Genomic DNA, 23,314 nt, shown 5'->3' on the forward strand with positions numbered 1-23,314 from the left:
TAGCTGATGACAATCAAGGGGATATTGCCGCCTTTCGCCGTGGTGGTGCGGACGAAACACGCAATTTTATCGGTGCCGACCTGGCGTTTTACTGGATGAACTTCTCCATGCTGGTGCGCTTGACCTGTTTCTTCGCATCCCGGTGCAGCAGAATGACCTGCTCGGCTTCGGAAAGTCCGTTCTGCACGGCCTCGCGGAAATGTTCGTCGACATGGATCTCCGGGGCCGGGGCGCGTGGCTGGAGCACCGTCACCTTCTGGCGGATGCCGCGCAGCTTCTCCTCTCCGAGGGTCGTCCATTCGCCACCGCAATAACCGGCGAAGGCCTGGCTGGCGACGACCTCGCGGCCGTATTTCTTGGTCAGGATTTGCAGACGCTGCACCTCGTTGACCGCCGATCCGAAGGCGGAGAAGGTCAGCCGGTCCTTGAGGCCCACATTGCCGAACATGACGTTGCCGACATGCAGGCCGATGCCGTAACCGATCCTGGCCAGACCCTTTTCCTCGCGGTCGCGGTTGAGTTCGGCCACCCGCGCCTGTGCCTGATAGACGGCCGAAAGTGCAGCCTCGCAGGCGATTTTGGACGGATCCTTGTGACGCCCGCAGGGATAGACGGCGAGGAAGCCGTCGCCGAGGAAGCTCAGAATCTCGCCGCCATTGCGGTTGAAGGGGGCGGCGATCGCGTCGAAGAACTGGTTGAGCGTATCGATATAGGCCTGGCGGCCTTCCTTTTCCGCATACATGGTGGATTCGCGCATGTCGCCCATGACGAGGGCCGCACGGATCGTTTCGCCGTCGCCGCGGCGGATCTGGCCGTTCAGCACCCGCTTGCCGGCGTCGCCGCCGAGATAGGTGGTCAGCATGTTGTTGGCGAGCTTGCCGAGCACCGCCATCTTGGCGGCGACCGCCAGATGGTTCTGCATCCGGAGCAGCGCGTCGATCATGTCGTCGGTAAAACCGTCATGGTGATCGGTCGACCAGGAGCCCATCATGCCCTGCACCGAATCGTCGCCGAAGGGCTGCACGAAGGCGAGATAATCGGTCATCCTGTCCTTGCGCAGGTCCTCGAAAATCGGGAATTCGGCCGGCCCTTCCTGCATGAGCCGCCGGCGGATGTGCTGCAGGTTGTTGTCGAGCAGGTAATAATAGGGGCTCTGCAGGAAGCGGTCCGGCTTCTGCCCGGCCGGCATGCGGAAACCCTCGATGGTGACGCCGCTGGCGCGCCGCCAGGTGAAGCTCAGCGCATCGTAGAGCGGATGCAGCATCGAAAAGGTCAGGTGCACGCGCGCAATCGGCAGGCCGGCGGAGGCAAGCCTTTCGCAGAAGCCGCGCACGATGTTTTCAAGGTCGTCGCCTGCCAGCGAGGAATGCGTCAGCCATTCGGCGACCCGGTCCAACAGGATGGAGGACACGCTGGATTCGATCGTGCTCATTCGCGGTATGATCCTCATAAGGCACGCCATCCCTAAGAGCCAAAAGTCCCTCGGCCGACGCATTTTCATGCGCAGGTCACAAGAAAATCAGGATGTACGAGCGGTAATATTTGTCAACGATCCGCCGAAAGCCCGGCAGCAGCGCCCCTGAGTTCCCCGAGCGGGGACCGGACGGGAAGTCCTTTCTCGATGGTTCAATATCAAACTCAGATAGGGATGCTGCAGATGCGAAACAATGGGAGGCGGACGCTTTTGTGCGCCGAAGTTGCAGCAAAGGCCGCCGCCGGGGCATTTTCGCCACACCCGGCTAAAGGGATTCATCTGGCTAAGAGATTGGTGAGGCCGGCCCCTCATTGGCTCCAACCAGACGGCATTGCCGCCGGGGAAGAAGCCCCGGGTTTAATTCCCCGCCATCATGCATTAGATCAGCTTCCTGAATTCCCCAATTGAAAGAGCCCGCCTTGGCCACCTCCACCTTCGACACGCTTTTGCAGAAGATCGAAACCCGCGCGGCGCGTGCCGGCATCATCGGGCTCGGTTATGTCGGCCTGCCGCTGGCGATTGCGGTCGCGCGCAGCGGTTTTGCGGTCACCGGCTTCGACATCGATCCCTCAAAAATGGTGGCGCTCGAGGCCCGCCGTTCCTATATCGACGCCGTCAGCAACGAGGCGCTCGCCGCCGAGATCGAGGCGGGGCGGTTCCAGGCGACCACGGATTTCGCAGGCCTTGGCGAGTGCGACGTGATCATCATCTGCGTGCCGACGCCGCTCACCAAACATCGTGACCCCGACCTTTCCTTCGTCGAGGCGACCTCGCGCTCGATCGCAGAACATCTGCGCTCCGGCCAGCTCGTCGCGCTGGAATCGACCACCTATCCCGGCACCACAGACGATATCGTCAAGGTCATCCTCGAAGGCTCCGGCCTGAAATCCGGCGCCGATTTCTTTGTCGGCTTCTCGCCGGAGCGCGAGGATCCCGGCAACCAGCATTATCACACCGCGACCATCCCGAAGGTCGTCGCCGGCGACGGGCCCGAGGCCTTGGCTCTGATGAAGACCTTCTACGGCGCTGCCGTTTCGACCGTCGTTCCTGTCTCCTCGAATGCGACGGCCGAGGCCGTCAAGCTCACCGAAAACATCTTCCGCTCGGTCAACATCGCCCTCGTCAACGAGCTGAAGACCGTCTACGCGGCGATGGGCATCGACGTCTGGGAAGTGATCGACGCGGCCAAGACCAAGCCGTTCGGCTATATGCCCTTCTATCCCGGCCCCGGCCTTGGGGGCCATTGCATCCCGATCGATCCCTTCTACCTCACCTGGAAATCGCGCGAATACGAGTTGCCGACCCGCTTCATCGAGCTTGCCGGCGAGATCAATTCGGCGATGCCGCGTTATGTCGTCGGCAAACTGGCCGAAGCGCTCGACATGCGCGCCGGCAAGGCGCTGAGCCGCAGCCGGGTGCTGGTGCTGGGGCTCGCCTATAAGAAGAACGTCGCCGATATAAGAGAGAGCCCGTCGCTGCGGCTGATCGAGATCATCGAGGAGCGCGGCGGACGGGCCGATTACCACGATCCCTTCGTCGCCGAGATCCCGCCGACGCGCGAACACCAGGCCCTGAAGGGCCGCAAGTCGGTGACGCTGACTCCGGAGGCGGTGGCCGGCTACGATGCTGTGCTGGTCGCGACCGACCATGACAGGATCGATTATACGATGCTCGCCAAAACTGCGGCGCTGATCGTCGATACGCGCAACGTCTTCGACCGCCTCGGCCTCTCGGCCTCTCACGTCATCAAGGCGTGACGGAAACGGCCGAAAGCGATTTGCCCGTCATCCGGCTGGCGGCGACGGCATAACCGCCTGATGCGCCATCGATGAAATGCATGTGGTCGCGCGAGATCGGCGTCGGCACGAAGCAGGTCATCAGCGCCGAGGACTGGCGATGCAGGCCGTAGCGGGCAATGCCTCTCGCCCGCGCTTCTTCCAGCAGCGTCTCGATCCGTTTCAAGCGGGCGGCGTCGACATCGACCGTCATCTTCAGTCCATCGTCGAACTTGCGGAAATCGGAATTGCCGGCGACGTCGCCCTTATAGCGGCGGGCATCAAAGCGTCCGAGCGGAACGCCGAGCTTGTAGCAGACAACGACGATGGCGAGCTGCAGCAAGATGAAGAGCTTCTGCCACAGACGCCGGCCGGCCGGCGCAGTCGCCTTGGCCTCGCGATTGATACCCTTCAGCGAAAAGGCGAATTTCGGGCCGTCGGCCGGCACCGGATGGCTGCCGCGGTTCTGCTCGGCGGTGATGGCGACGATGCCGTTGACGAGATCGCGGAATTCTTCGCCCGGCCGGCCTTCGCCGGGCACGGCGATGATCGAGACGATCTCGCCGTTCTCGGCCTCGATCGGGCTCCAGCGGCAGGAAAGGCCGGTGAGATCCGGCCGCGTTCCCGGAGCGGCGCGCTCGATGCCGTAGCGGCCGAGCTTCATCTGTCGTTCCGCCCAGCTCGTGCCGCCGCCCCAGAACATCGCATAGGTGACGTGCGGGCTTGCGGAATAGCGCGCGACACGGACGTCGAGGCCCTCGGCGCGGGTATCGGCGACCGGCACGATGGCGATGCGCAGCATCAGGCCGAGATCCTCCTCGACCCAGACCTGCACGGCGGCGAGCGCATCGCGCGCCGCCTTCTCCAGCGAACCCGGAAGCGCGATCAGCGCGCCGTCGCCACCGAAGACGAAGGGATAGTCGCCCTTGCCGACGGCATTCAGCACCGCCGAAATGACGCTGGCGCCGGCCATGTTGACGTCCTTGTAGCGGCCGCCGGCGATCGCCTGTGTCGAGCCGACGATATCGGCAAGCGCCAGCACCCATCCCTCCGGCAGCGGCCGGTAATTGTCGGCATCGGTCACGCCCTCGAAGGCGCTGAAGAGCGGCACGTTCGCAAAGAATTCTTCGTCGGTCTCAGTTGTCATGTCATCGACTTTAGCACAGACACATATCGCTGCTGCAACGCCAATTCCCATTTACGGCAATCGACTTGGCAAGGTTTCATGTGTTAGCACGCGCTCACGATTTTCATCACGGATACGGATTTCGATGAGCCGCCTCGACAGCTTCATTCGCCGGTTGACGGCCCAACGCGACATTCTGAACGCAATCGCCGATTTGGTCGAGGACATCGAAGGTCCGGTGCTGGAGTTCGGCCTCGGCAACGGCCGCACCTATGATCATCTGCGCGAAAAATTCCCCGACCGCCGCATCATCGCTTTTGACTGGGAGGTCCGCTCTTATTCGGCCTCGACCCCAGAGCCGCAAGATATGGTGACCGGCAACATCCGCGACTCCGGCCAAGCCTTCCTCGGCATCGGCGCAGCCCTTGCCCATGCCGATATCGGCACCGGCCATGACGAGATTGACGCCGTGACGCTGACCTGGCTGCCGCAGCTGATGGCCGGCGTGCTCGCTCCGAACGGGATCGCGGTCAGCGGTCTGCCGCTGGAGCATCCGGAGCTCACCGCACTGCCGCTGCCGGAGGGGATCAAGGAAGGACGGTATTTTCTGTATCGGCGGGTGTGAGGGGAGAGTAAGCCCCACCCGCCTCTTGAAGGAGGAGAAAATGAAACGCATCGAGACGGAAGTGAGTGGCGGCTGCCAGTGCGGTGCCGTGCGCTACCACGCCACCGCCATGTTCGACAATTCGCATCTCTGCCATTGCCGCATGTGCCAGAAGGCCTCGGGCAACATCTTTGCCGCGCTCGTCGCCGCGCCCGACGATGCGCTCAGCTGGACACGCGGCAAGCCGAGCGTCTGGAAGAGCTCGGAGCTTGTCGAGCGCGGCTTCTGCGCCAATTGCGGCACCCCATTGTTCTTCCACCACCTGGAAAACGGTCGCACCAACCTGATGATCGGTTCGCTGGACAATCCTCATCCCTTCGCGCCGCTTGCCAATACCTGCACCGAGAACATGGTGGCATGGTTCGAGACGATCACGGACATAGAAAATACCGGTGCAACCGAAACCAACGGCGCCGACTGGGCCGCGGCGATCAGGGCGAGTAACAACCAGCACCCCGATCGCGATACCGCCTCGTGGACGGTGAGGGGGCGTGACGGCTGAGTCCTAGGAGCGTCCGCTCACGAGGCACAGGAATAAGCCGCAGCCGAACGCGCCGTCAGTTTTGCTTCGAATTCAGCCGCAATTTCCTCCAGCGTCACGCTGCCTAGCCGCCTCAAAAGCAGCGCCTCCGCCTCCTTCATCGCATCGGCCAGCGCGTTATTCACCGCCTGTTCGACCAGACATTTGGGCTGATCGTCGGCGGGGCCGATGGCAAAGACGTGCGGTTCGCCAAGCGCGTTGTAGACGTCGAGCAGGGTGATCTCTGACAAAGGCCGCACCAGCGTCCAGCCGCCGCCGTGGCCCTTTTCCGAACGCACATAGCCCTGTTGGCGAAGCCCCGCCATGGTGCGGCGGACGACGACGGGATTGGTGTTCAGCATCTTTGCAATCATTTCGGAGGTCGCCGCATCCTGATGCCGATCCATGTGGATCAGCACGTGCAGCATGCGGGAAAGGCGGCTGTCGTTGCGCATGGTTCTATCCTGTCGACCGAGCGCGCCATTATCGCAGCCAGTTTGTAACAAGACAAGTGACATGAGTCTTGACTGCTCCGTTTCATGTAACTTATGATGATTCATGAGCCAATATCGAAGGAGTCAGCGCATGTCCTACGAAGTCATCGTCATCGGCGGCAATTTTGCCGGCCTGTCGGCAGCCATGCAGCTCACCCGCGCGCGGCGGCGGGTTCTGCTCGTCGATGCGGGCGCGCCGCGAAACCGATTTTCGCAGGCTTCGCACGGTTTTCTCGGACAGGACGGTCAAGCGCCGGCGGCGATCATGGGTGAGGGGAAGAGGCAGCTTTCGCTTTATCCGAACATAACGCTGCGCGACGCCAAAGTTATCCGCGCCCAGAAGGAGGGCGAGGAATTCGTCGTCACCGTCGAAGGCGGCGGTGAAGAACGCGCTGCCCGCCTCATTCTCGCAACCGGCGTCAGCGACACGCTGCCCGACATCCCCGGCCTTGGCGACCGCTGGGGCCGGTCGGTGCTGCACTGCCCCTATTGCCACGGCTATGAGGTAAGCGGCGGCGAACTCGGTGTCCTTGCAAACCATCCGCATTCGGCCCATTCCGCCATGATGATCCCGGACTGGGGCGCGACCACCTTCTTCACCCAGGCACTGTTCGAGCCCGATGAAGAGCAGCTGGCACGGCTGACTGCCCGTGGGGTACGCATCGAGCGCAGCCCGATCGTGGAGCTGTTGGGCGATAGCCCGAAACTCCAGGCGGTGCGTCTCGCCGATGGCCGTATCGTTCCGCTCGACGCCATATTCGTCGCGCCGAAGACGGCGATGGCGAGCCCCATCGCCGAACAGCTCGGCTGCGCCTTCGACGACGGTGCCTTCGGGCCGGTCATCCGCGCGGGCGAAAACAAGGAGACCAGCGTCAAGGGCGTCTTCGCCGCCGGCGATGCCGCAAGCTCCATGCACAGCGGCACGCTCGCCTCCGCCTCGGGTGTCCTCGCTGGCGTGCACTGCCATCAGTCGCTTATCGTGCAGCCCGCGGCTTAACGCAGGCGCAGTCAGCAATACCGGTCGAGTTCACACCAGTGGGCTAGAGACCCGAGGCCCAGCTGCGCGGATCGCTGGGTGGTAAAAGTACAAGCGCGGTTTCTAAGGCTGCGCCAACCCGGTCATATTGCAATTTTTGCGTTTAAATTATAGTCACTTTCCGGCGGAATGATCTTCGTTCCGACGCTGGTGAGACATCAACAGATTTGCGGCAAATAAGAATGGGGCGTTAAAGTGGGGTTTGCTGAGGCTGCCGGAATGGCGCTGGTGCAGAAATATGCAACTTTCTCCGGCAGGGCCTCCCGCTCGGAATATTGGTGGTTTGTCTTATTCTATTTTCTAGTGCTGTTCGCAATCGGGCTCGCTTGTCTTGTGACCGCCAGCTTTTCCGATCTTCGAGACGGCGTTCCACCCCCAGTCGCCCTTCTCTTATTCATCGGCGGATTGATTTGGCTCGCAATGTTTTTGCCACAGGTGGCCGTTCAGGTTCGTCGCTTTCATGATCGCAACATTTCCGGCTGGTGGTATCTCGCACTGTTTGTCTGTGGTTTCGTTCCCTACGTTGGTTTCATTGCGGGTATCGCAGTCCTCGTGATCAGTGTGCTTCCCGGCACCGAGGGGCCCAACAGGTTCGGACCTGATCCGTTGCGCCCCGAGGCGCGAGCTGAGGTCTTTGCCTAGCGCGTGGCCACCCGCACTCCGGCCTGCCCTTAGCTCTGCTGCTGCCTACGGGCTCAGTTTTCCGCCTGCATAACGCCCCCTTTCAAGAAGGGGGCTTATTGCAATTTATGCGTTTGAATTGTAGCTGTTTTCATAGAAGTGACTATTGTGGCAAGGCGATGTAAGGTTCGCTGTGCTGCAGCAAGCAGGATTGAGGGGTTAATATGGGGTTTACTGAAGCTGTTCGAACAGTTCTAACGAAGAAATATGCAACTTTCTCTGGGAGGGCCTCCCGCTCGGAGTATTGGTGGTTTCAGCTATTCTATATGCTTATAGCGATCATACTTGTAATTCTGGCCGCCTTGAGCGGCGCTTTTTCCGTTAATCAGAATGAATCTTCGCCGGTGATCTTTATTTTCGGGGCCATCGGCGGATTGTTGGGGCTTGCATTGGTTTTGCCGATCCTCTCCCTTCAGGTTCGCCGCTTTCATGATTGCAACATGTCCGGTTGGTGGTACCTCGCAATTATTATTTTGGCGGGCACTGTTCCCTTTATCGGTCGGGCTACGGGCATCGCAGTTGCGGTTCTTTCCGCGAGGAAGGGCACGGAAGGTCCAAACAAGTTCGGGCCGGATCCGCTGCGTCCCGAAGCGCGAGCAGAGGTCTTTGCCTAGAGCATGACCACCCGCAACGCCGGCCTGCTGGCGGCCCTTTTCCTCGCCGCCTCGGTTTCATTTCCGCCCGTCTGGGCGCAGGACAGCGGCGGTCAGCCCGCCGACAGCCATCAGCCGATCAGCGCCGTCGGGACGGAATATGCCTCGCAGTGCCTGCTGAACGGCCTGCGCTGCACGCTCGTCTACGGCGATGCGTCCGATCAGGCCAAAGCGGCGTCGGGTACGACGTCGTCTCAAGACAAGCCGCCGCTGCGACGCGCGCCGTCATCTTTCCCGCGGGAGCCGGTGATCAGCGGCGGCCCTCTGGCCGTTGCCGTCGTGCTCGTCGGCTTGGCAGCGGCAATCGGCTTGTGGATGCGTTTCGGAAACGGCGGCGTCCTGCTGTCGTCTGCTCCGAGCGACATCAAGCAGCGCCAGGAGGCGCCGGAAAGTTGGCGGACCGGCGCCGACGAGGTTGAGGAAAAGCCAAGCGATTTCCTGCAGCGGATTGCGGCCATGGCCGATCGAAGGCAGGCGCTTGTCCTGCTGCTCAGGCATTGTCTGCTCCACGCCGCCGACATCACGGATACGCGGCTTTCCCGCGCCGATACGGAACGTGCCGTCTTTGCCCGCTTGCCGAAAACCATGCCCGGCCGCGAGCGGCTTGCCAGCTTCCTGACGGCGGTGGAACTCGTTCATTACGGTGGCCGCACCGTTGCGGAGAACCATTTCAGCGTTCTTCTTGCGACCGGGCGCGATCTGCTTGCAGCAGGCAGAGTGGCCCATGCGTAAATCCGCCCCCGTTTTAATCCTGGGGCTGGTGCTCGCGCTGGCTGCACTGGCGGTCTTTGCGGTGTCGCGGGGCAGCGATTACGACCGTTCGCCTCTTGGCAGCAAGGGGCTGGAATTGTGGCTGCAGACCAAGGGTATCCCGGTCGTCCGTTCCGACCCTCATCTTGTCCAGGCGCGTTCCAAAATCTCGCTGCGCATCGTTCCCCTGTCGATACGCCAAGGCGAGGCTGTCACACCTCGGTCACACGATGAAACGGACGGTCTGGACCCGGAAAACCCCGTTGTGGAGGCAGACCGATACGCCCTGCCGACGCTGATCGTTTTGCCGAAATGGCGCGGCAGCGTATCGACGGAAGGCGTCGCCGGCAAATCGGGGCTGATTGATCTCGCCGACATCAGCAATGAACTTGACAAGATCGGCTACTCGGATTTTGGCTTCGCCCGCAGTGAGACAAGTTTTGAGGAAGCGCAGCCGCAGCTGCAACCGGGCCAGCCGATCAAGATTGCCCTCTATCGGGCGCAAACCTTCGAGCGGTCGAGCCTGCCGAGCGGCTGCGGGGAGGTCGTGGGTACGCCATCGGGTGTGCTGCTTCTGCACTGCGCGGCCGATCCCACCGTCTATCTGCTGTCGGATCCCGATCTGCTGAATAACCACGGACTGGCGTTGGCCGATAACGCCGCCTTTGCCGTCTCACTGGTCCAGTCTCTCCGCGCCGCCGGCGAGTCGCGGCCGATCTATCTGGATACATCGGGCGAACCTCTCGATAGCGAGGCAACCGTCGACGAGGGGCAATCCTATGAGCGCTCCACCACCGATCTGAAGCGCTTTTTCGCCTATCCCTTATCGGCCATCTGGGGAACCGTGCTGGTTGTGGCGGCGATCTGCTTCTGGCGGGGCGCCTATCGCTTCGGGCCGCCTTTGCGTGAGGTCTCCGGAAATATCGAATTGTCCAAGACCGCCGCGATCGAAGCCACGGCGCGGCTCTTGCGGCTTTCGGGCAATGACGGCCGGATGACGGGACAGTTCGTGCTGCATCTGCTCGCCGATAAGGCACAATTGCTCTTCGGCTCCGGCGCCGGCAATCAGGCAGGCATCGCACGATTGTTCCAACGCCTGGCGCGTCAAGACAAGGCAGCCGCACAGGCCTTGCACGCCGCAGCCGAGGCGCTGATCGAACGCGGACATATCATGACGCGCTCGGATCTGCATCGCAATCTCGAGACATTCAGAAAATTGCTAGGGAGCTTTGAGTTTGGATCTAGGTGAGTTTCGCGATCTTATCGCTACGGTTCGTGGGGAAATAGGCAAGGTGGTGCAAGGACAGGACGCGATCATCGATCTCGTTCTGATTTCGATTTTTGCCGGCGGGCACTGCCTTGTCGAAGGGCCTCCCGGCACGGCCAAAACCCTGCTGGCCCGCTCGGTTTCCGCGGCCATGGCGCTGGATTATCGCCGTATCCAGTTCACGCCCGACCTGATGCCGGGCGATGTGCTCGGCGTCAATCTCTTCAACTTCCAGACCAATCAATTCCACCTGACCAAGGGCCCCGTCTTTACCGACATCCTTCTGGCCGACGAGATCAATCGCGCTCCGCCGAAGACGCAATCCGCCCTGCTGCAGGCGATGAACGAGCGGATGGTGACGATCGATGGGACCGATTATTTGCTGGGGTCGGATTTCTTTGTGCTTGCCACGCAGAATCCGATCGAGCAGCAGGGCACCTATCCCTTGCCCGAAGCACAGCTCGACCGCTTCCTGTTCAAGCTCGTCGTCGATTTCCCCGACCGCAACACCGAAATCGCCATCCTTTCCAAGCACGCCAGGCAGGCGCTGAAATCGGATATGCGCAATGCCGGCATCCGTCCGCTTGTCACCAGCGCAGCGCTTGCCGAGGGGCGGGCGCTGATCGACGCCATCCATCTGGATGAGACGACCCTGACCTATGTCGTCGATCTGGTGCGCGCCACGCGCTCCGATCCCGATATTCTCTACGGCGCATCCACGCGCGCTGCCGACGCCCTTGCCTCGGCGGTCAGAGTGCGGGCGGCCTTCGAAGGCCGGGATTACGGCTTGCCGGACGATATCCAGGCGTTGCTGGTGCCCGCGCTTCGCCATCGCATCGTTCTTTCGCCTTCGGCCGAAATCGATGGCCGTACCCCCGACGAGGTGCTGCGCAGCATCATGAACCGCGTGGATGCGCCTCGTTAATGCGGCCATCCCGTTACCTGATCGCGCTCGTTCTGATTTTGGCCGCGGTGACGGTCTTCGTCAGCGTATGGTGGCGCGATATGGGTTATCCGCTGCTGATGCTGTGGGTCGCGCTTGCGGCATTGACGGCAGGCGATCTGGCGATGTCGGCCTCATCGGGCCGGATGAGGGTGGAATTCGATCTGCCGCCGCAAGGTTTTGTCGGTCACACCGCTGTATTTGCGGTGGCGATCCGGCCGCAGAAGGACGCGGTGCCCGACAATGTCGAGATTCGGATCGATTGTGCTCCCGAGCTTGCCGTCGGCGAAGGCAGATTGGCGCGTGCTGCGTCCGTCGCCGGAGAAAGCCATGTCAGAGCCGCCGTGAATCTTCGTCTGACGCGACGGGGGCGGTATGCGATCCATGTGCTGTGGCTGAAATGGCCATCGCGGCTGAGGCTGCTGGACATTATCGCGCAGATGCCGGTGGAAAAGGAGATCGCCGTCCTGCCTGACATATCGCCGGTCCTGTCGGGAGCGATAAGGACCCAGATCCTGCCGCTGGAAGCCGGCCAGAAGGATTTGCGGCTGCGCGGCGAAGGATCGGAATTCCATCAGCTGCGCGAGTTTGCCAGCGGCATGGACCCCCGCAGCATCGACTGGAAGCGATCCGCCCGGATGCGCAATCTCGTCGTGCGCGAGATGCGGGCCGAACGAAACCATCAGATCATCCTGTGCATCGATTCCGGGCGGCTGATGGCCGAGCAGCTCGGCGGTTTCACCAAGCTCGATCGCGCCATCAACGCCGCCTTGGCGATGTGCTGGGGGGCCGGGCTTGCCGGCGATCTCGTGGGCTTCTACAGCTTCGATAGCCGCCCGCGGCTGTTCGTGCCTGCCTTGCCCGGAAGAGCGGCCTTTCCGCGGCTTCAGACGAAATGCGCCGAGCTACGCTATGAGACCCAGGAGAGCAATCATACGCTCGGACTGACGCATTTGTCGGGACGGCTGAAGCGACGTTCGCTGGTCGTGATATTCTCCGATTTCGTCGACAGCATCACGGCGGAGCTGATGATCGAGAACATCCAGGTCCTCGCCCGGCATCATTTCATCGTCTATGTCGCCTTGCGCGATCCGATGCTCGCAAAGCTGACGGAACCGGAGGAAATCAGCTTGGACGCGGTCGCCCGCTCCGTGGCAGCGCGTCAGATCGTTCAGGAGAGGCGCACTGTCATGGAAAAGCTGGCGCGTCTCGGCGTACTCTGCCTCGACAGCACGCCGGAGGCGCTGACTTCGGATCTCATTGCGCGCTACATCGAAATCAAATCCCGCGAGATGATATGATGGATCTTGGGATCGACAGCAGGACAGAGACGGGCGCGTCGGTAAACGTCGGCGCCATCCAGACCGATTTGCTGCGCTCGGCGCGCTTTCGCATGGAGCGCGAGGCGCACTGGCGTCAGCTGGACGAGCTCGTGACGCGGGCGGAGAAGGGTGGCGCAGCGATGCTCGGTTATGACGATGTCCGCAACCTCGCCGCCGGATACAGGCAGGCGATGAACTCGCTGAGCGTCGCGCGTGACATTTCCCTCGATCGCGCCCTCGTCGCCTATCTGGAGAGCCTCTGCGCCCGAGCCTATCTGGTCGTCTATGCGCCGCAGGAAAGTCTCGGGGGGCTGATTACCCGCCTGCTGGTCCAGGGCATTCCTCAGGCGGTGCGCCGATCGGCATTGCCCCTGTTCATCGGCTTCCTGGCTCTCATCCTCGGGGCGGCCGCCGGATACAGGCTCTTCACCCACGACCCGAGCTGGTTCTATACCTTCGTGCCGCCCGACATGGCCGATCAGCGCACCCCGGCAGCATCGGTCGATTTTCTCCGCTCGACGCTTTACGGCGATGAACGGCATGCGAGCGACAGGCTCGCGGCATTTTCCGCATTTCTCTTTTCCCACAACACCACCATCGTCGTCTTCATTTTTGCGCTCGGCGTTTTCATGTCGGTGCCGAGCTTCATCCTGACCTTTTACAATGGCCTGATGCTGGGCGCGTTTTTTGCGATGTTTTCTCGCAAGGGGCTGGGCTATGACATCTTCGCCTGGCTCTCGATTCACGGGGTGACCGAGCTTGCAGCAATCGCCATTGCCTGTGCGGGCGGTGCAAGGCTCGGCCTTGCCGTTCTCGTTCCGGGTATGCGAACGCGCAGGGAAGCCCTGCGCCACCAGGCGCATGATGCCGTCAAACTCGCGATCCTCGCGGCTCTGATGCTTATCGTGGCAGCCTTCATCGAAGGGGTTCTTCGCCAGACGATCCAGGAGCCGATATGGCGCCTCGGCATCGGCTGGGGTATGGGTGTCTTCTGGGTGAGCTGGCTGCTGTTCAGCGGACGCGAAAGCAAGATTTCGCGGGGGCCGAAGCGATGAATCGGCCAGTGACGGACGGCAGGCGCACCGAACAGTTCATCCCGCCCGAAGGAGTGCCGATCAATTTCGCGATCGCCTCGCTGGCGAGCCGCTTCGGCGCGCAATTCCTCGACATCCTCTTTACGGCGCTCATCATCTTCATTTGCGCGGCCGTTATCATCTTCACGGGGTTTCTGCCGGTGAGCGCCGATCTGATGCTCGCCGCCTTGCTCGGCTTTCTCTTGCGCACCCCTTATTACATCCTGTCCGAGCTCATCTGGAACGGCCGCACGCTCGGGAAAAGAATTACCGGTATCCGCGTCGTCAACATGGACGGGCGGCGGCTCACCCCGCACCAGGTGACCGCACGCAACCTCATGAAGGAGGTCGAGATCTTCGGTCCGATGGGCCTATTGGCGGGCATGGAAACCCAGGGAGCTTGGGAGAACGGTCTGGCAGGCCTCTGGCTTCTGGTGGTGGTGGTCGTTCCGCTGGCAAACCGACGCCGGCAACGGCTCGGCGATATCATTGCCGGCACGCTGGTCGTGGACACGCCGCGCTCCGTGCTGCTCGCGGACCTTGCTTTGTCCGCACCCGCCGCCGCCTCGTCGCAGCCGGCCTTCGATTTCCAGCCGGAACATCTCGATGTCTACGGCAAATATGAGCTGCAGACGCTGGAGGATGTGCTTCGCGACTCGGTGAAGACGTCAGACCATAAAGAGATCATACAGATCGTGCGAACCATTACTCGAAAGATCCGGTATGAAGACGTTGTGAGGCCGGGCCAGGAGCTCCTATTCCTCAATGACTTCTACCGCGCTCAGCGCGAGCATCTGGAGAGCTTAAAGCTTTTTGGAACGCTGCGGGAGAACAAGTATCATGAGCATACGCGGACGGAGGCGAAGAAACTCGTTTGAGGGTCTACCGATCGAAACGTGAAAGAATCGTGGTTTTGAGCTGCAGCCAATTGACCGCGGAAATTCACGGACGCCGACGCCGGAATACGCCGCCCCGAAATGAAAGGCGTGCCCTGATGCCCCCCTCGTCCGACCCTGCGGGCCACCTTCTCCCCGCTGGGGAGAAGAAGGGAGAACGCCGGTTCGTCATCGCCAGCTTGGGCGGGGCCCCTTTAGTAGGCGTTGTTTCGTGCAGGCATGCCGGTGCGGCTTGCTCGCTCTTCTCCCCAGCGGGTGGCCCGCAGGGCTGCACGGCACGGCGCCAATGGTCCGCTTTTAGGGCGTAAGCCTAGGGCAAAAACAGCACATTGTACTGATCGAACTCGTCAGGCAGATCCCGCACCTTCATCTCCACCTCGCGATCCTCGAACAGCACGACACAATCTTCGTAAAATCCTGACAGCATGGCTATGAACGCCTTCGTTCCCTCGCGCCCGTAGAACAGCGGCGTGAATTCCATGTGAAGCGGCACGCGGCGGGCAAGCAGCGGCTGCATCGAGCGGCAGGCGACCGGCTCGTAGCCTTCGATATCCATCCATACAAGGCCGATTGCGGTCGGATCGATCGAGAGGCCGGCGAGGATTTCGGAGACCGGCTTCACCGGCACGCTGATCTTCCGGTCGGTCGGGCTCTGGCGAATGGCGCTGCTCTTGCCGTGATTATTGAGGTTGAGAAAAAAGTCGATCTCGCCTGCGTGCTCCCCCGCGGCGCAGTTGACGAGCCGAACCTTCTCCTCCAGCCGGTTCTGGCGGATGTTGAGTTCAAGCAGCGGGAAATTGCGCGGATCGGGCTCGACGCTCACGATATCGGCGTAGGTGCCGCTCAAGGCGAAATAGATCGTCTGGGTGCCGATATTGCCGCCGATCTCGAGCAGCGTCGCATCCTTTCTGAGTAGGCCGCGCTCGCGCAGGATGACGATCAGTCGGTCGACGGCGTCGCGCTCGAAGTGGCCCTTACGGAAGACCTTGCGGCCGATATAGTCGGAAGGCGAGAAGGTCATCAGGTGATCACCGGCATCGACTGTCATCGAGACGACGCGCGGGCCGATATTCTCGATCAGCAGGCGACGGCCGAGGCGACTGTCGAAGAAGCGCGAGGCGGCGCGATTGCGCGCCTTGCGCAGGCGGCGGCTCCAATATTTGGCGGTGAGCCACGGCTTGCCGGGCATTAGGCTTTTCCTTCGAGCGGTTCTGCCGCTTTCTCTCTCGGAACGACATAGACTTTCAAGGGCAGGGCGCGGCCGCGCACGCTGATTTCACGGCTTTCGACATCGGCAAGATCGGCGCCGGCAAGCCTGGCAACCGGCTCGGAGAAGACGATCGCCGCGTCGAATTCCTTGGCCGCACTTTCCAGCCGGCTCGCGACATTCACCGTATCGCCGATCGCCGTCATGCTGCGGACCCGGCCGTAGCCCATCGTGCCGACGACGGCCGGGCCGGTGTGGATGCCGATGGCGATCCGCAGCGGCAGCGTCAGCTCTTCGGCCAGTTCGGCGGCGAGTTTCTCGATTCCCGCGACGATCGCCGCCGCCGCGTCGAGCGCTTGGCGGCAGGCCTCCTCCGGCGCGGCGTTGAGGCCGAAGAGCGCCATGGCGCCGTCGCCGATGAATTTGTCGAGCCGGCCGCCCGCCTGCTCCACCGCCTTGCCGATGATGGCGAAATAGCGGTTCAGCAGGAAGACGACGTCGAAGGGCAGGCGGGTTTCCGTCAGCGTGGTGAAATGACGGATATCGACGAAGAGCACGACGATTTCACGCTCACGGCCAGGGCTCGTCTCCTGGCTGTTGGCGGGAATAGCCGCCTCGACGGCTGGTACGAGAAGGGGCGCGACCGCGACGTCGGCATCCGGCCGAAGCTGGCAGGCGAGGCGGACATCAGGGCCGGCATTGATGCGTTTCAGTGTCGTCTGTTCCAGCTTGTCGGGCGGCGGCAGCTTCTGGTAATCACCAAGAATCTGCACCCGGCAGGTGGAGCACTGGCCCTTGCCGCCGCAGACCGAATAATGCGGCAGGCCGCCGAGCCGGCTCGCCTCCAGCACCGTGAACCCACGCGGCACCCGGATCACTTCGCCGCCCGGATAGTGCACGGCGACCTGATCGAGACGCTCCTTCAGCCTGCGCCGGGTGCGGGCGGCAACGACGATGATCAGCGAGGCCGAGAAGGCGCCGTAGAGTCCGGCGCGGACCATGGCGATTTGGCTGCGAATCGCGGGGTCGGAGACATAGTGGGAATTCACCGTGGTCGCGTAAGGCTCGATCGAGGTCAGCTGATAGGCGGGGTCGGCGAGTGTGCGGCCCATTTCGACGAAGCCGAGCAGCGACAGCACCGGCGCGAGGATCGCCAGCGCCAGCAACAGCGGTGCGAAACCGCCGTACCAGGGGCGATAACGCAGCCAGTAATGGATGCCGATGCAGCCGTGGAACCACACCGCGATCAGGCCGAGTGCCTGACGCACGCCCGTCGCCGGCGTCCGCAGCCACAACATGCCGACGATCGTCTCGTAGTTGTCGATATAGCCGTAGAGTTCATGAGCGATGCGGGTGCCGATGACGTGATCGATGAGAAGCAGCGGGATCAGCAGGCCGAGCACCATCTGGGTTGCTTCCCCCTTGGGCATGACCAGGCTGCGCCTGATGTAGATGGCGCGCAGCACCAGGGTCACATGGACGAGGACCGATCCATAGAACAGGACGGTGCCGAGGGGATTGCGCCAGAGGGCCAGGAAAAGGTGGCGAGCCTTATCGGCTGCGGCAATCGAAACGAGTCCGAGCGCATGGTTCGACAAATGCAAGAGGACGAAGACAAAGATGACCAGCCCGGAACCGAGCCTTGCCCTTCTGATCGAGCGTTCCGAAAAAATCCCTGTGGCCGAGACCGTCGTCATTCATTCCCGTTCTTGCCGATGCAATCGCAGGCCCATAGAGAGGGGGGAAAGAGGCGGAATTGCTTCCATTGCGATCACATTGCATATGCTTATGCGCAAGTTTTCGGGAAGGCAGCAATAAGGGATTTTTTCGCCGCCGGCTACGATGGCGCAAACCATGGGCGGGCTGAATGCGACCTCCTCATCCATCTAACTGATTTGGTTACGGATTCGAATAATCTATGATCGCCCGTGGAAACTGATTGGAAACAGTGTGTCTATGCGAGGGATGCGCATGCGGGTCGCCTTCTATGCGCCGATGAAATCGCCGAACCATCCGGTGCCCTCGGGCGACCGGCTGATGGCGCGGCTGCTGATCCGGGCATTGCAGCTTGCCGGGCATCAGGTCGAGGTCGTCTCCGAATTCCGCACCCATGCCGCGACGCCCGAGGCGGCCGCGGCGCTCGAACCCGCGATCTCAGCCGAATTGGCGCGGCTGCGGGTGAAATGGCAAGAAGAGCCCCGGCCGGATCTCTGGTTCTGCTACCACCCTTACTACAAATCCCCCGATTCCTTCGGGCCGGTGATCTCAGTCGAATTCGCCATTCCCTATGTCACGGCCGAGGCCTCCTATGCGGCAAAACGAGACCGGACCGGTTGGGCGGCCCGGCAGAAACGCGTGGGCGAGGCGGTCATGCAGGCGGCGGTCAATATCAGCTTCACCGAGCGTGATCAGGCCGGGCTTTCCGCCGCCTTTCCGCAGGCGCGGCTTGCAGCTCTCAAGCCGTTCATCGACCCGGCGCTGTTCGAGGCGGTGCGGCCGGCGCCCGATCCCAGCCGGCTGATGACCGTCGCGATGATGCGGGCCGGCGACAAGATGGAAAGTTACGCGATGCTCGCAAAAGCATTGCGGCTGATCGAAAGCCGGCCATGGACCCTGGCGGTCATCGGCGATGGGCCGATGCGCCGGGAGGTGGAGGCACTGTTTGCCGGCTTTGCCGGCCGCATCGAATGGCTGGGCGAGCAAGGTGAAGCTGAGATCGCCAGCCTGCTCGCGCGCGGGGGCATCTATGTCTGGCCCGGCTGCGGCGAGGCCTATGGCCTTGCCTATCTCGAAGCCCAGGCCGCCGGCCTGCCTGTCGTGGCGCAGCAAACGGCGGGCGTGCCTGCCGTGGTCGAGGCCGGGGTCACCGGCCTGCTGACGCCAGAGGGCGATGTCGCCGCCTATGCCGGGGCCATCGCGGCCCTGCTTGGCGACGGGCAAAAACGCGACGCGATGGGACAGGCGGCGCGGCGCTTCGTGCTCGAGGAGCGCTCGCTTGCGACGGCTGCCCGCGCCCTGGACGAGATTTTGCGCAACAGCGCAGGAACAGGAGTGAGGTGATGAGCGAAGGGATGAGCTGGGAACCGCTGCGCCGCGAGCTCGACCGCTGGCGTGCCGCTGGTCGCGTGGCGCGGCTCTGGCTGCGCGACGACGACGCCGTCGAGCCGACGCCTGATCTGAAGCAGCTGTTGGCGCTGACCGGCGGGAACGGGATTCCGCTGACCCTTGCCGTTATTCCTGCCCTGACCGGCGAGGCCTTGGCTGCGCAGCTGGCGGCGGAAGCGGGCGTTGCTGTCGCTGTGCATGGCTGGTCGCACAGCAATCACGCCGGGCAGGAGCGCAAGAAACAGGAACTCGGCGGCGAACGGCCGGCCGAGGTGGTGCTCGGCGAGTTGCGTGCAGGATGGCAGCGCTTGAAGCGGCTCCATCCTGCACGCTTCGTGCCGGTGCTGGTGCCGCCGTGGAACCGGATCGACGCCACGCTGATCCCGGCATTGCCCGAACTCGGCTTTGCAGCGCTCTCGGTGTACGGGCGGGCAAGAGAGGGCGGGCCGATCCCGCTTCTCAACACCCATATCGACATTATCGACTGGCACGGCACGCGCGGTGGCCGCAGCGCGGAGGAACTGGTGGCCGAATTGGTTGCCGAACTCCGCGATCGGTTTGCCGGCAACGACGAGCCGATCGGCGTGCTCACCCATCATCTGGTGCATGATCATGCAGCCTGGGATTTCCTGTCGGCCTTGTTTGCGGCGACGGCCGATCATCCTGCCGTCGCTTGGTCGTCGGCGCCCGAACTCCTGCAAGATTGGGCTATCGATCATCCGGCGTGAACACGCCCGAGGAAATCCCGCATGAGTTCTGCAACCTCATCCAAATGCGTTTCCAACAGCCAATGCCCGCCGTCGAGCAGATGCAGTTCGGCCTCCGGCAGATCGCGGAGATAGGCGCGTGCCGACTTTTCTGGCATATAGTGGTCGTTCGGCCCCCAGACGATCAGGGTCGGCGGCCGGTACTGTCTGAGATATTTCCGGTGCTCGGGGAACCAGGCGCGGTTCTCCTTCAATCCGGCGATCAGGTCGATGGCGATTTCCTTGCGCCGCGGCGTGATCAGCGACCAGTGCAGCCTCCAGAGATCCGGCGGGATCGTGTCGGCCAGAGGCGGCGGCAGGTCGTTGAGAAACTCCTCCTTAAACGTCTCCTCGCTGATTGCTTCCGCCAGCGCCTTCCTCATCTCCGCGTGCGGCAGCGCCCATGTCGCCTCGATGTCAGCATACTTGGGGCCGAGCGCATCCTCATAGGGAATATCGCCGTTCTGGATGATCAGCGCCGCGATGCGGCTGGGGTTTCTGATTGCCAGCCGCGCTCCGATCGGCGAGCCGAAATCGTGGAGATAGAGGGCGAAGCGGTCGACATCGAGCACGCCGATAAAAGCCTCCAGCCAGGCGGCATAACCACCGAAGCTGTAGTCGAAATCATCGGGCGTGCCGCTATAGCCCGCGCCGGGAAAATCCGGAGCGATCAGCCGCCAGCGGTCGGCAAGGCGCGGCATGAGATTGCGAAATTCGTAGGACGAGCAGGGATAGCCGTGCGGCAGCAACAGGACCGGCGCATCAGGCGGACCAGTCTCACGGTAAAAGATCTCGATGCCTGCGATCGTAACGAGCTTATGCCGGACGAGCGTGGCCAGGTTCACATTCGGTCCTCTTCATACTGCTCTGCGCCCTCCACGGGTCGCAGCCACGTCTCGCGGCGTTTGATCCAAAGTTCATAGCGCGGCACCAGCGGCGTCGGCGCCTGTGAGAGGATGCCAAGCTTGATTTCCGCCTCTTGATCATCGGCGGAAAACAGCCGCGAACCGCAGCCGGTGCAGAAGCGTCGGCCGTGGAATTCGCCCGTTTCACCGGACTGTTCAAACTGGCTGGCGGGCCAGACCCCGTAAAAGGTAAAGGCCGAACCGCTTTCCTTTCGGCAGTCGGTGCAGTGGCAAATGCCGACGCGCAGCGGTTCGCCACGAACAGAAAGTTTCACCTGCCCGCAAAGGCATTGTCCGGAGAGCACGGTCATGGTTGGTACCCCGTTTCATCGATCTTGCGCTGCCGGGGAAACGGTCGGACCCGGCATCTGTTCCGTCAGCAAAGCGCGAACGGGCCGGCGCCTGCTTGCGCCGGCGCAGGAGACTTGGTGTTCTAAATCACTACCGTCTGATTGTCGCGGGCGGCGAAGGCGCCGGGGAAGGCGGCCTCGGCCTGCGCTTCCATTTCGGCCAATTGTTCGTCCGTGCGAGAGGGCGCGTGGTGGAACAGGGCGAAGCGCTTGGCGCCCGCCATTTTGGCCAGTTCGGTGCCGTGCTCCCAGGTCGAATGTCCGAAGCCCTTGAAGCGCTGCATCTCGTCTTCATTGTAGGTGCAATCGTAAACGACGAGATCGGCGTCCTGCATCATCTCCAGCGAGACCGGATCATAGCTGCCGGGGATATGCTCGATATCGTAGATCAGAGCGATCGAACGGCCCTGCCATTCGATGCGGTAGCCGATAGCGCCGCCCGGATGGTTCAGCGTGAAGGTTTTGATCTCGATGCCCTCATGCGGGGTCAGAATCTGGCCGGCATGGAAATCGCGGAAGTTCATCGTCGCCTGACAGATGTCGGTCTTCACCGGAAACCAGGGCGGGCTGATGAACTGCTCGACCATCTCACGCGTGCTCATCTTGCCGTCGAGATGGCCGGACCAGATGTTGACGTTGATCGAGGGATAATAGATCGCCTTGAAGAAGGGCAGGCCGATGATGTGGTCGTAATGGCAGTGGCTGAAGAACAGATCGACGTCACTGACGCCGTCGGCCAGCAGCGACAACCCCGCCTCGCGCAGGCCGGAACCTGCGTCGAAAAGCAACCGATGTTTTCCGCAGCGAATCTCGATGCAGGAAGTGTTACCGCCGTAGCGATCGAACTCGGGGCCCGATACGGGAATACTGCCGCGGACGCCCCAAAATTTTATCTGAAACAGTTCTGTCGTCATCGTTTTTCAAACCGGCCTTCCCGCATCGCCATCGTAATCGTAGTTTATCCCGATGCGAAGCAGCAGAATTCCACGGGTTTGCCTGCGCCCCCTTTCATTCTCCTAACCGCTAGCGGAAGAAGAAGTATATTCTCCTAAGCAATCGGCTTTCGCTTCGGAAAGCAACCCAGTATGGTTGGTTTTCGGTAAATGGGCTGCTCGGGCGGGGCGTTTTCCGCAAGTCATGCCTATTAGATGGTTGCGCACGATTGAAAAAGCAAATCGCTATGCTTGTGGCCATCCCGCCGCATTCCTTTGCCGCCGCGCCAGCCTTCAGCTGCGGCCTCAGCCCGTACCAAGCCGCTTGATATTTCCGGTCAGCTCTCGGGCAAGCCGCAGGCTCGCAGCGGTTCCCATCGTCATTTGCGGCAGCAGCAGCCATTCGAGCGTCCAGGCGGCTCCGGAGCGTTCCTGTTCATGGACGAGGGACTGGTGGATGCCGGAGAGCGCCGTGGCGTTGAAGCGGGCGAGCGAGACCAGGACTTCAGCGGCAACCGGATTCCGCTTGTGCGCCATCGCCGAGGAGGTGCCGCCGCCTGAGACTTCGATCTCGCCGCCCATCTGGGCGAGCAGGGCGATGTCCTGGCCGATCTTGCCGAGGCTGCCGGAGATCGAGGCGAACAGGCCGGCCATATCGGCGATCGGCAGGCGCGCGCTCTGCCATTGCCTGGTGTCGGAGAGGCCGAGCTCCTGGGCGAGCGAAGCACGGACGGCCACAGCCTGTGGACCAAGCTTGTCGAGCGTGCCGGCAGCACCGCCGAACTGGACGGGAAAACTCTGCTCGGTCAGGCGGTCGCGATAGGTCGCGAGCGGCGCACGCCAGGTGTTGAGACGGTCGGAGACGCTGATCGCGATCGCCGCCTGCATGCGGGTATGGCCCATCAGCCGGTTGCCGCCGAATTGCCGGTCGAGCCCGTCGAGCGCTGCGAGGATGGCGGAAAGCCGGGCGGCAAACAGGAAGGCCACCGCTTTCAGGCGGATCATCAGGCTGGTGTCGATGACGTCCTGGCTGGTGGCGCCGAGATGCAGGTTTTTGCCCGCTTCCTCGCCGACCTCAGCGCGCAGCTGCTTGACGAGGTCGGGGACGACGACGCCGTCCTTCGCCGTTGCCGAGCGAAGGCTGGCGAGATCCGGAGAAAAACCGGTGCAGGCTTCGGCAATCTTCCTTGCGGCTTCTGCGGGAATGAGGCCGTGCGCGGCTTCGGCCCTGGCGAGCGCGGCCTCGAAGGAGAGCATGGCGCGGATCTCGGCTTCGGCGGAAAAATAGGGTGCGATTTCGTCATCGCCGACGAGGTCGGAGAGGAAGGGGTGGTCGAAGGGCGATGCGGTCATGGTCGGCTCGTTGTGGTGGTGGCCCCCTCATCCGGCTGCCGC

Annotated in this window: 23 protein-coding genes; 14 read left to right on the plus strand and 9 right to left on the minus strand. The window is 62.4% G+C overall.

The features are described 5' to 3' along the window. Positions 1-88: 88 nt before the first annotated feature. The gene (locus AMK02_RS27695; RefSeq protein WP_064808086.1) at positions 89-1,432 is read right to left on the minus strand and encodes an adenylate/guanylate cyclase domain-containing protein; all 1,344 of its coding nucleotides are present in this window, start codon (positions 1,430-1,432) and stop codon (positions 89-91) included. Positions 1,433-1,893: 461 nt separating this feature from the next. Between AMK02_RS27695 and AMK02_RS27700 the strand changes: the two genes are divergently transcribed. Next, positions 1,894-3,231 (plus strand): nucleotide sugar dehydrogenase, encoded by a 1,338-nt coding sequence (locus AMK02_RS27700; protein WP_064808088.1) that lies wholly within the window; start codon positions 1,894-1,896, stop codon positions 3,229-3,231. On the opposite strand, the gene AMK02_RS27705 is transcribed toward AMK02_RS27700, so the two are convergent. After that, on the minus strand, positions 3,221-4,396 hold the full coding sequence (locus AMK02_RS27705; protein WP_064808090.1) for a DUF3095 domain-containing protein: 1,176 nt from the start codon (positions 4,394-4,396) through the stop codon (positions 3,221-3,223). The two genes, AMK02_RS27700 and AMK02_RS27705, sit on opposite strands and share 11 nt — an antisense overlap. A 124-nt stretch (positions 4,397-4,520) precedes the next feature. Here AMK02_RS27705 and AMK02_RS27710 point away from each other — a divergent pair, with 124 nt between their 5' ends. Continuing rightward, positions 4,521-5,000 (plus strand): class I SAM-dependent methyltransferase, encoded by a 480-nt coding sequence (locus AMK02_RS27710; protein WP_064808092.1) that lies wholly within the window; start codon positions 4,521-4,523, stop codon positions 4,998-5,000. Positions 5,001-5,040: 40 nt separating this feature from the next. Continuing rightward, complete coding sequence (locus AMK02_RS27715; protein ID WP_064808094.1) at positions 5,041-5,541, plus strand: GFA family protein; 501 nt, start codon at positions 5,041-5,043, stop codon at positions 5,539-5,541. A gap of 17 nt (positions 5,542-5,558) precedes the next feature. Here AMK02_RS27715 and AMK02_RS27720 read toward each other — a convergent pair whose 3' ends face one another. Further along, positions 5,559-6,014, minus strand: a complete 456-nt coding sequence (locus tag AMK02_RS27720; RefSeq protein ID WP_064808096.1) for an Rrf2 family transcriptional regulator — start codon at positions 6,012-6,014, stop codon at positions 5,559-5,561. A gap of 130 nt (positions 6,015-6,144) precedes the next feature. On the opposite strand from AMK02_RS27720, the gene AMK02_RS27725 reads away from it, so the two are divergent. From AMK02_RS27725 to AMK02_RS27765, 9 genes are all read left to right on the plus strand, one after another. Continuing rightward, positions 6,145-7,050, plus strand: a complete 906-nt coding sequence (locus tag AMK02_RS27725) for an NAD(P)/FAD-dependent oxidoreductase (protein ID WP_064808098.1) — start codon at positions 6,145-6,147, stop codon at positions 7,048-7,050. 234 nt (positions 7,051-7,284) lie between these two features. Next, positions 7,285-7,731: a DUF805 domain-containing protein gene (locus AMK02_RS27730; protein WP_064808100.1), complete on the plus strand. Its 447-nt coding sequence runs from the start codon at positions 7,285-7,287 to the stop codon at positions 7,729-7,731. Positions 7,732-7,934: 203 nt separating this feature from the next. Beyond that, the gene (locus AMK02_RS27735) at positions 7,935-8,384 is read left to right on the plus strand and encodes a DUF805 domain-containing protein (RefSeq protein WP_064808101.1); all 450 of its coding nucleotides are present in this window, start codon (positions 7,935-7,937) and stop codon (positions 8,382-8,384) included. 3 nt (positions 8,385-8,387) lie between these two features. Then, the gene (locus AMK02_RS27740; protein ID WP_064808103.1) at positions 8,388-9,155 is read left to right on the plus strand and encodes a hypothetical protein; all 768 of its coding nucleotides are present in this window, start codon (positions 8,388-8,390) and stop codon (positions 9,153-9,155) included. Further along, on the plus strand, positions 9,148-10,422 hold the full coding sequence (locus AMK02_RS27745) for a DUF4350 domain-containing protein (protein ID WP_064808105.1): 1,275 nt from the start codon (positions 9,148-9,150) through the stop codon (positions 10,420-10,422). The genes AMK02_RS27740 and AMK02_RS27745 overlap by 8 nt, the downstream gene beginning before the upstream one ends. Beyond that, entirely contained in the window at positions 10,409-11,365 is a 957-nt protein-coding gene (locus AMK02_RS27750; RefSeq protein WP_064808107.1) for an AAA family ATPase, read from the plus strand. The genes AMK02_RS27745 and AMK02_RS27750 overlap by 14 nt, the downstream gene beginning before the upstream one ends. After that, entirely contained in the window at positions 11,365-12,684 is a 1,320-nt protein-coding gene (locus AMK02_RS27755) for a DUF58 domain-containing protein (protein ID WP_064808109.1), read from the plus strand. Before AMK02_RS27750 ends, AMK02_RS27755 begins: the two co-directional genes overlap by 1 nt. After that, positions 12,684-13,760, plus strand: a complete 1,077-nt coding sequence (locus AMK02_RS27760) for a stage II sporulation protein M (RefSeq protein WP_064808111.1) — start codon at positions 12,684-12,686, stop codon at positions 13,758-13,760. The genes AMK02_RS27755 and AMK02_RS27760 overlap by 1 nt, the downstream gene beginning before the upstream one ends. Further along, on the plus strand, positions 13,757-14,656 hold the full coding sequence (locus AMK02_RS27765; RefSeq protein ID WP_064808113.1) for an RDD family protein: 900 nt from the start codon (positions 13,757-13,759) through the stop codon (positions 14,654-14,656). Before AMK02_RS27760 ends, AMK02_RS27765 begins: the two co-directional genes overlap by 4 nt. Positions 14,657-14,984: 328 nt before the next feature. Here the strand turns inward: AMK02_RS27765 and AMK02_RS27770 are convergent, their stop codons facing one another. Beyond that, positions 14,985-15,863: an FkbM family methyltransferase gene (locus AMK02_RS27770; RefSeq protein ID WP_064808115.1), complete on the minus strand. Its 879-nt coding sequence runs from the start codon at positions 15,861-15,863 to the stop codon at positions 14,985-14,987. Next, positions 15,863-17,578 carry an adenylate/guanylate cyclase domain-containing protein gene (locus tag AMK02_RS27775; RefSeq protein WP_064808117.1) on the minus strand — a complete coding sequence of 572 codons (1,716 nt, stop codon included), beginning with the start codon at positions 17,576-17,578 and terminating at the stop codon, positions 15,863-15,865. Before AMK02_RS27775 ends, AMK02_RS27770 begins: the two co-directional genes overlap by 1 nt. 274 nt (positions 17,579-17,852) lie before the next feature. On the opposite strand from AMK02_RS27775, the gene AMK02_RS27780 reads away from it, so the two are divergent. Together AMK02_RS27780 and AMK02_RS27785 are read left to right on the plus strand one after the other, a co-directional pair. Beyond that, positions 17,853-18,941 carry a glycosyltransferase family 4 protein gene (locus AMK02_RS27780; RefSeq protein ID WP_064808813.1) on the plus strand — a complete coding sequence of 363 codons (1,089 nt, stop codon included), beginning with the start codon at positions 17,853-17,855 and terminating at the stop codon, positions 18,939-18,941. After that, on the plus strand, positions 18,941-19,714 hold the full coding sequence (locus AMK02_RS27785) for a polysaccharide deacetylase family protein (protein WP_064808119.1): 774 nt from the start codon (positions 18,941-18,943) through the stop codon (positions 19,712-19,714). Before AMK02_RS27780 ends, AMK02_RS27785 begins: the two co-directional genes overlap by 1 nt. On the opposite strand, the gene AMK02_RS27790 is transcribed toward AMK02_RS27785, so the two are convergent. From AMK02_RS27790 to AMK02_RS27805, 4 genes are all read right to left on the minus strand, one after another. After that, positions 19,702-20,571, minus strand: coding sequence for an alpha/beta fold hydrolase (locus tag AMK02_RS27790; RefSeq protein WP_064808815.1), 870 nt, complete (start codon positions 20,569-20,571; stop codon positions 19,702-19,704). The two genes, AMK02_RS27785 and AMK02_RS27790, sit on opposite strands and share 13 nt — an antisense overlap. Positions 20,572-20,573: 2 nt before the next feature. After that, on the minus strand, positions 20,574-20,948 hold the full coding sequence (locus AMK02_RS27795; RefSeq protein WP_064808121.1) for a GFA family protein: 375 nt from the start codon (positions 20,946-20,948) through the stop codon (positions 20,574-20,576). A 122-nt stretch (positions 20,949-21,070) separates the two neighbouring features. Continuing rightward, positions 21,071-21,901 (minus strand): MBL fold metallo-hydrolase, encoded by an 831-nt coding sequence (locus AMK02_RS27800; protein ID WP_064808123.1) that lies wholly within the window; start codon positions 21,899-21,901, stop codon positions 21,071-21,073. Positions 21,902-22,225: 324 nt separating this feature from the next. Then, positions 22,226-23,272 (minus strand): 3-carboxy-cis,cis-muconate cycloisomerase, encoded by a 1,047-nt coding sequence (locus AMK02_RS27805; protein ID WP_064808125.1) that lies wholly within the window; start codon positions 23,270-23,272, stop codon positions 22,226-22,228. Positions 23,273-23,314: the final 42 nt, after the last annotated feature.

The organism is Rhizobium sp. N731 (assembly GCF_001664145.1).
GTDB lineage: Bacteria > Pseudomonadota > Alphaproteobacteria > Rhizobiales > Rhizobiaceae > Rhizobium > Rhizobium esperanzae.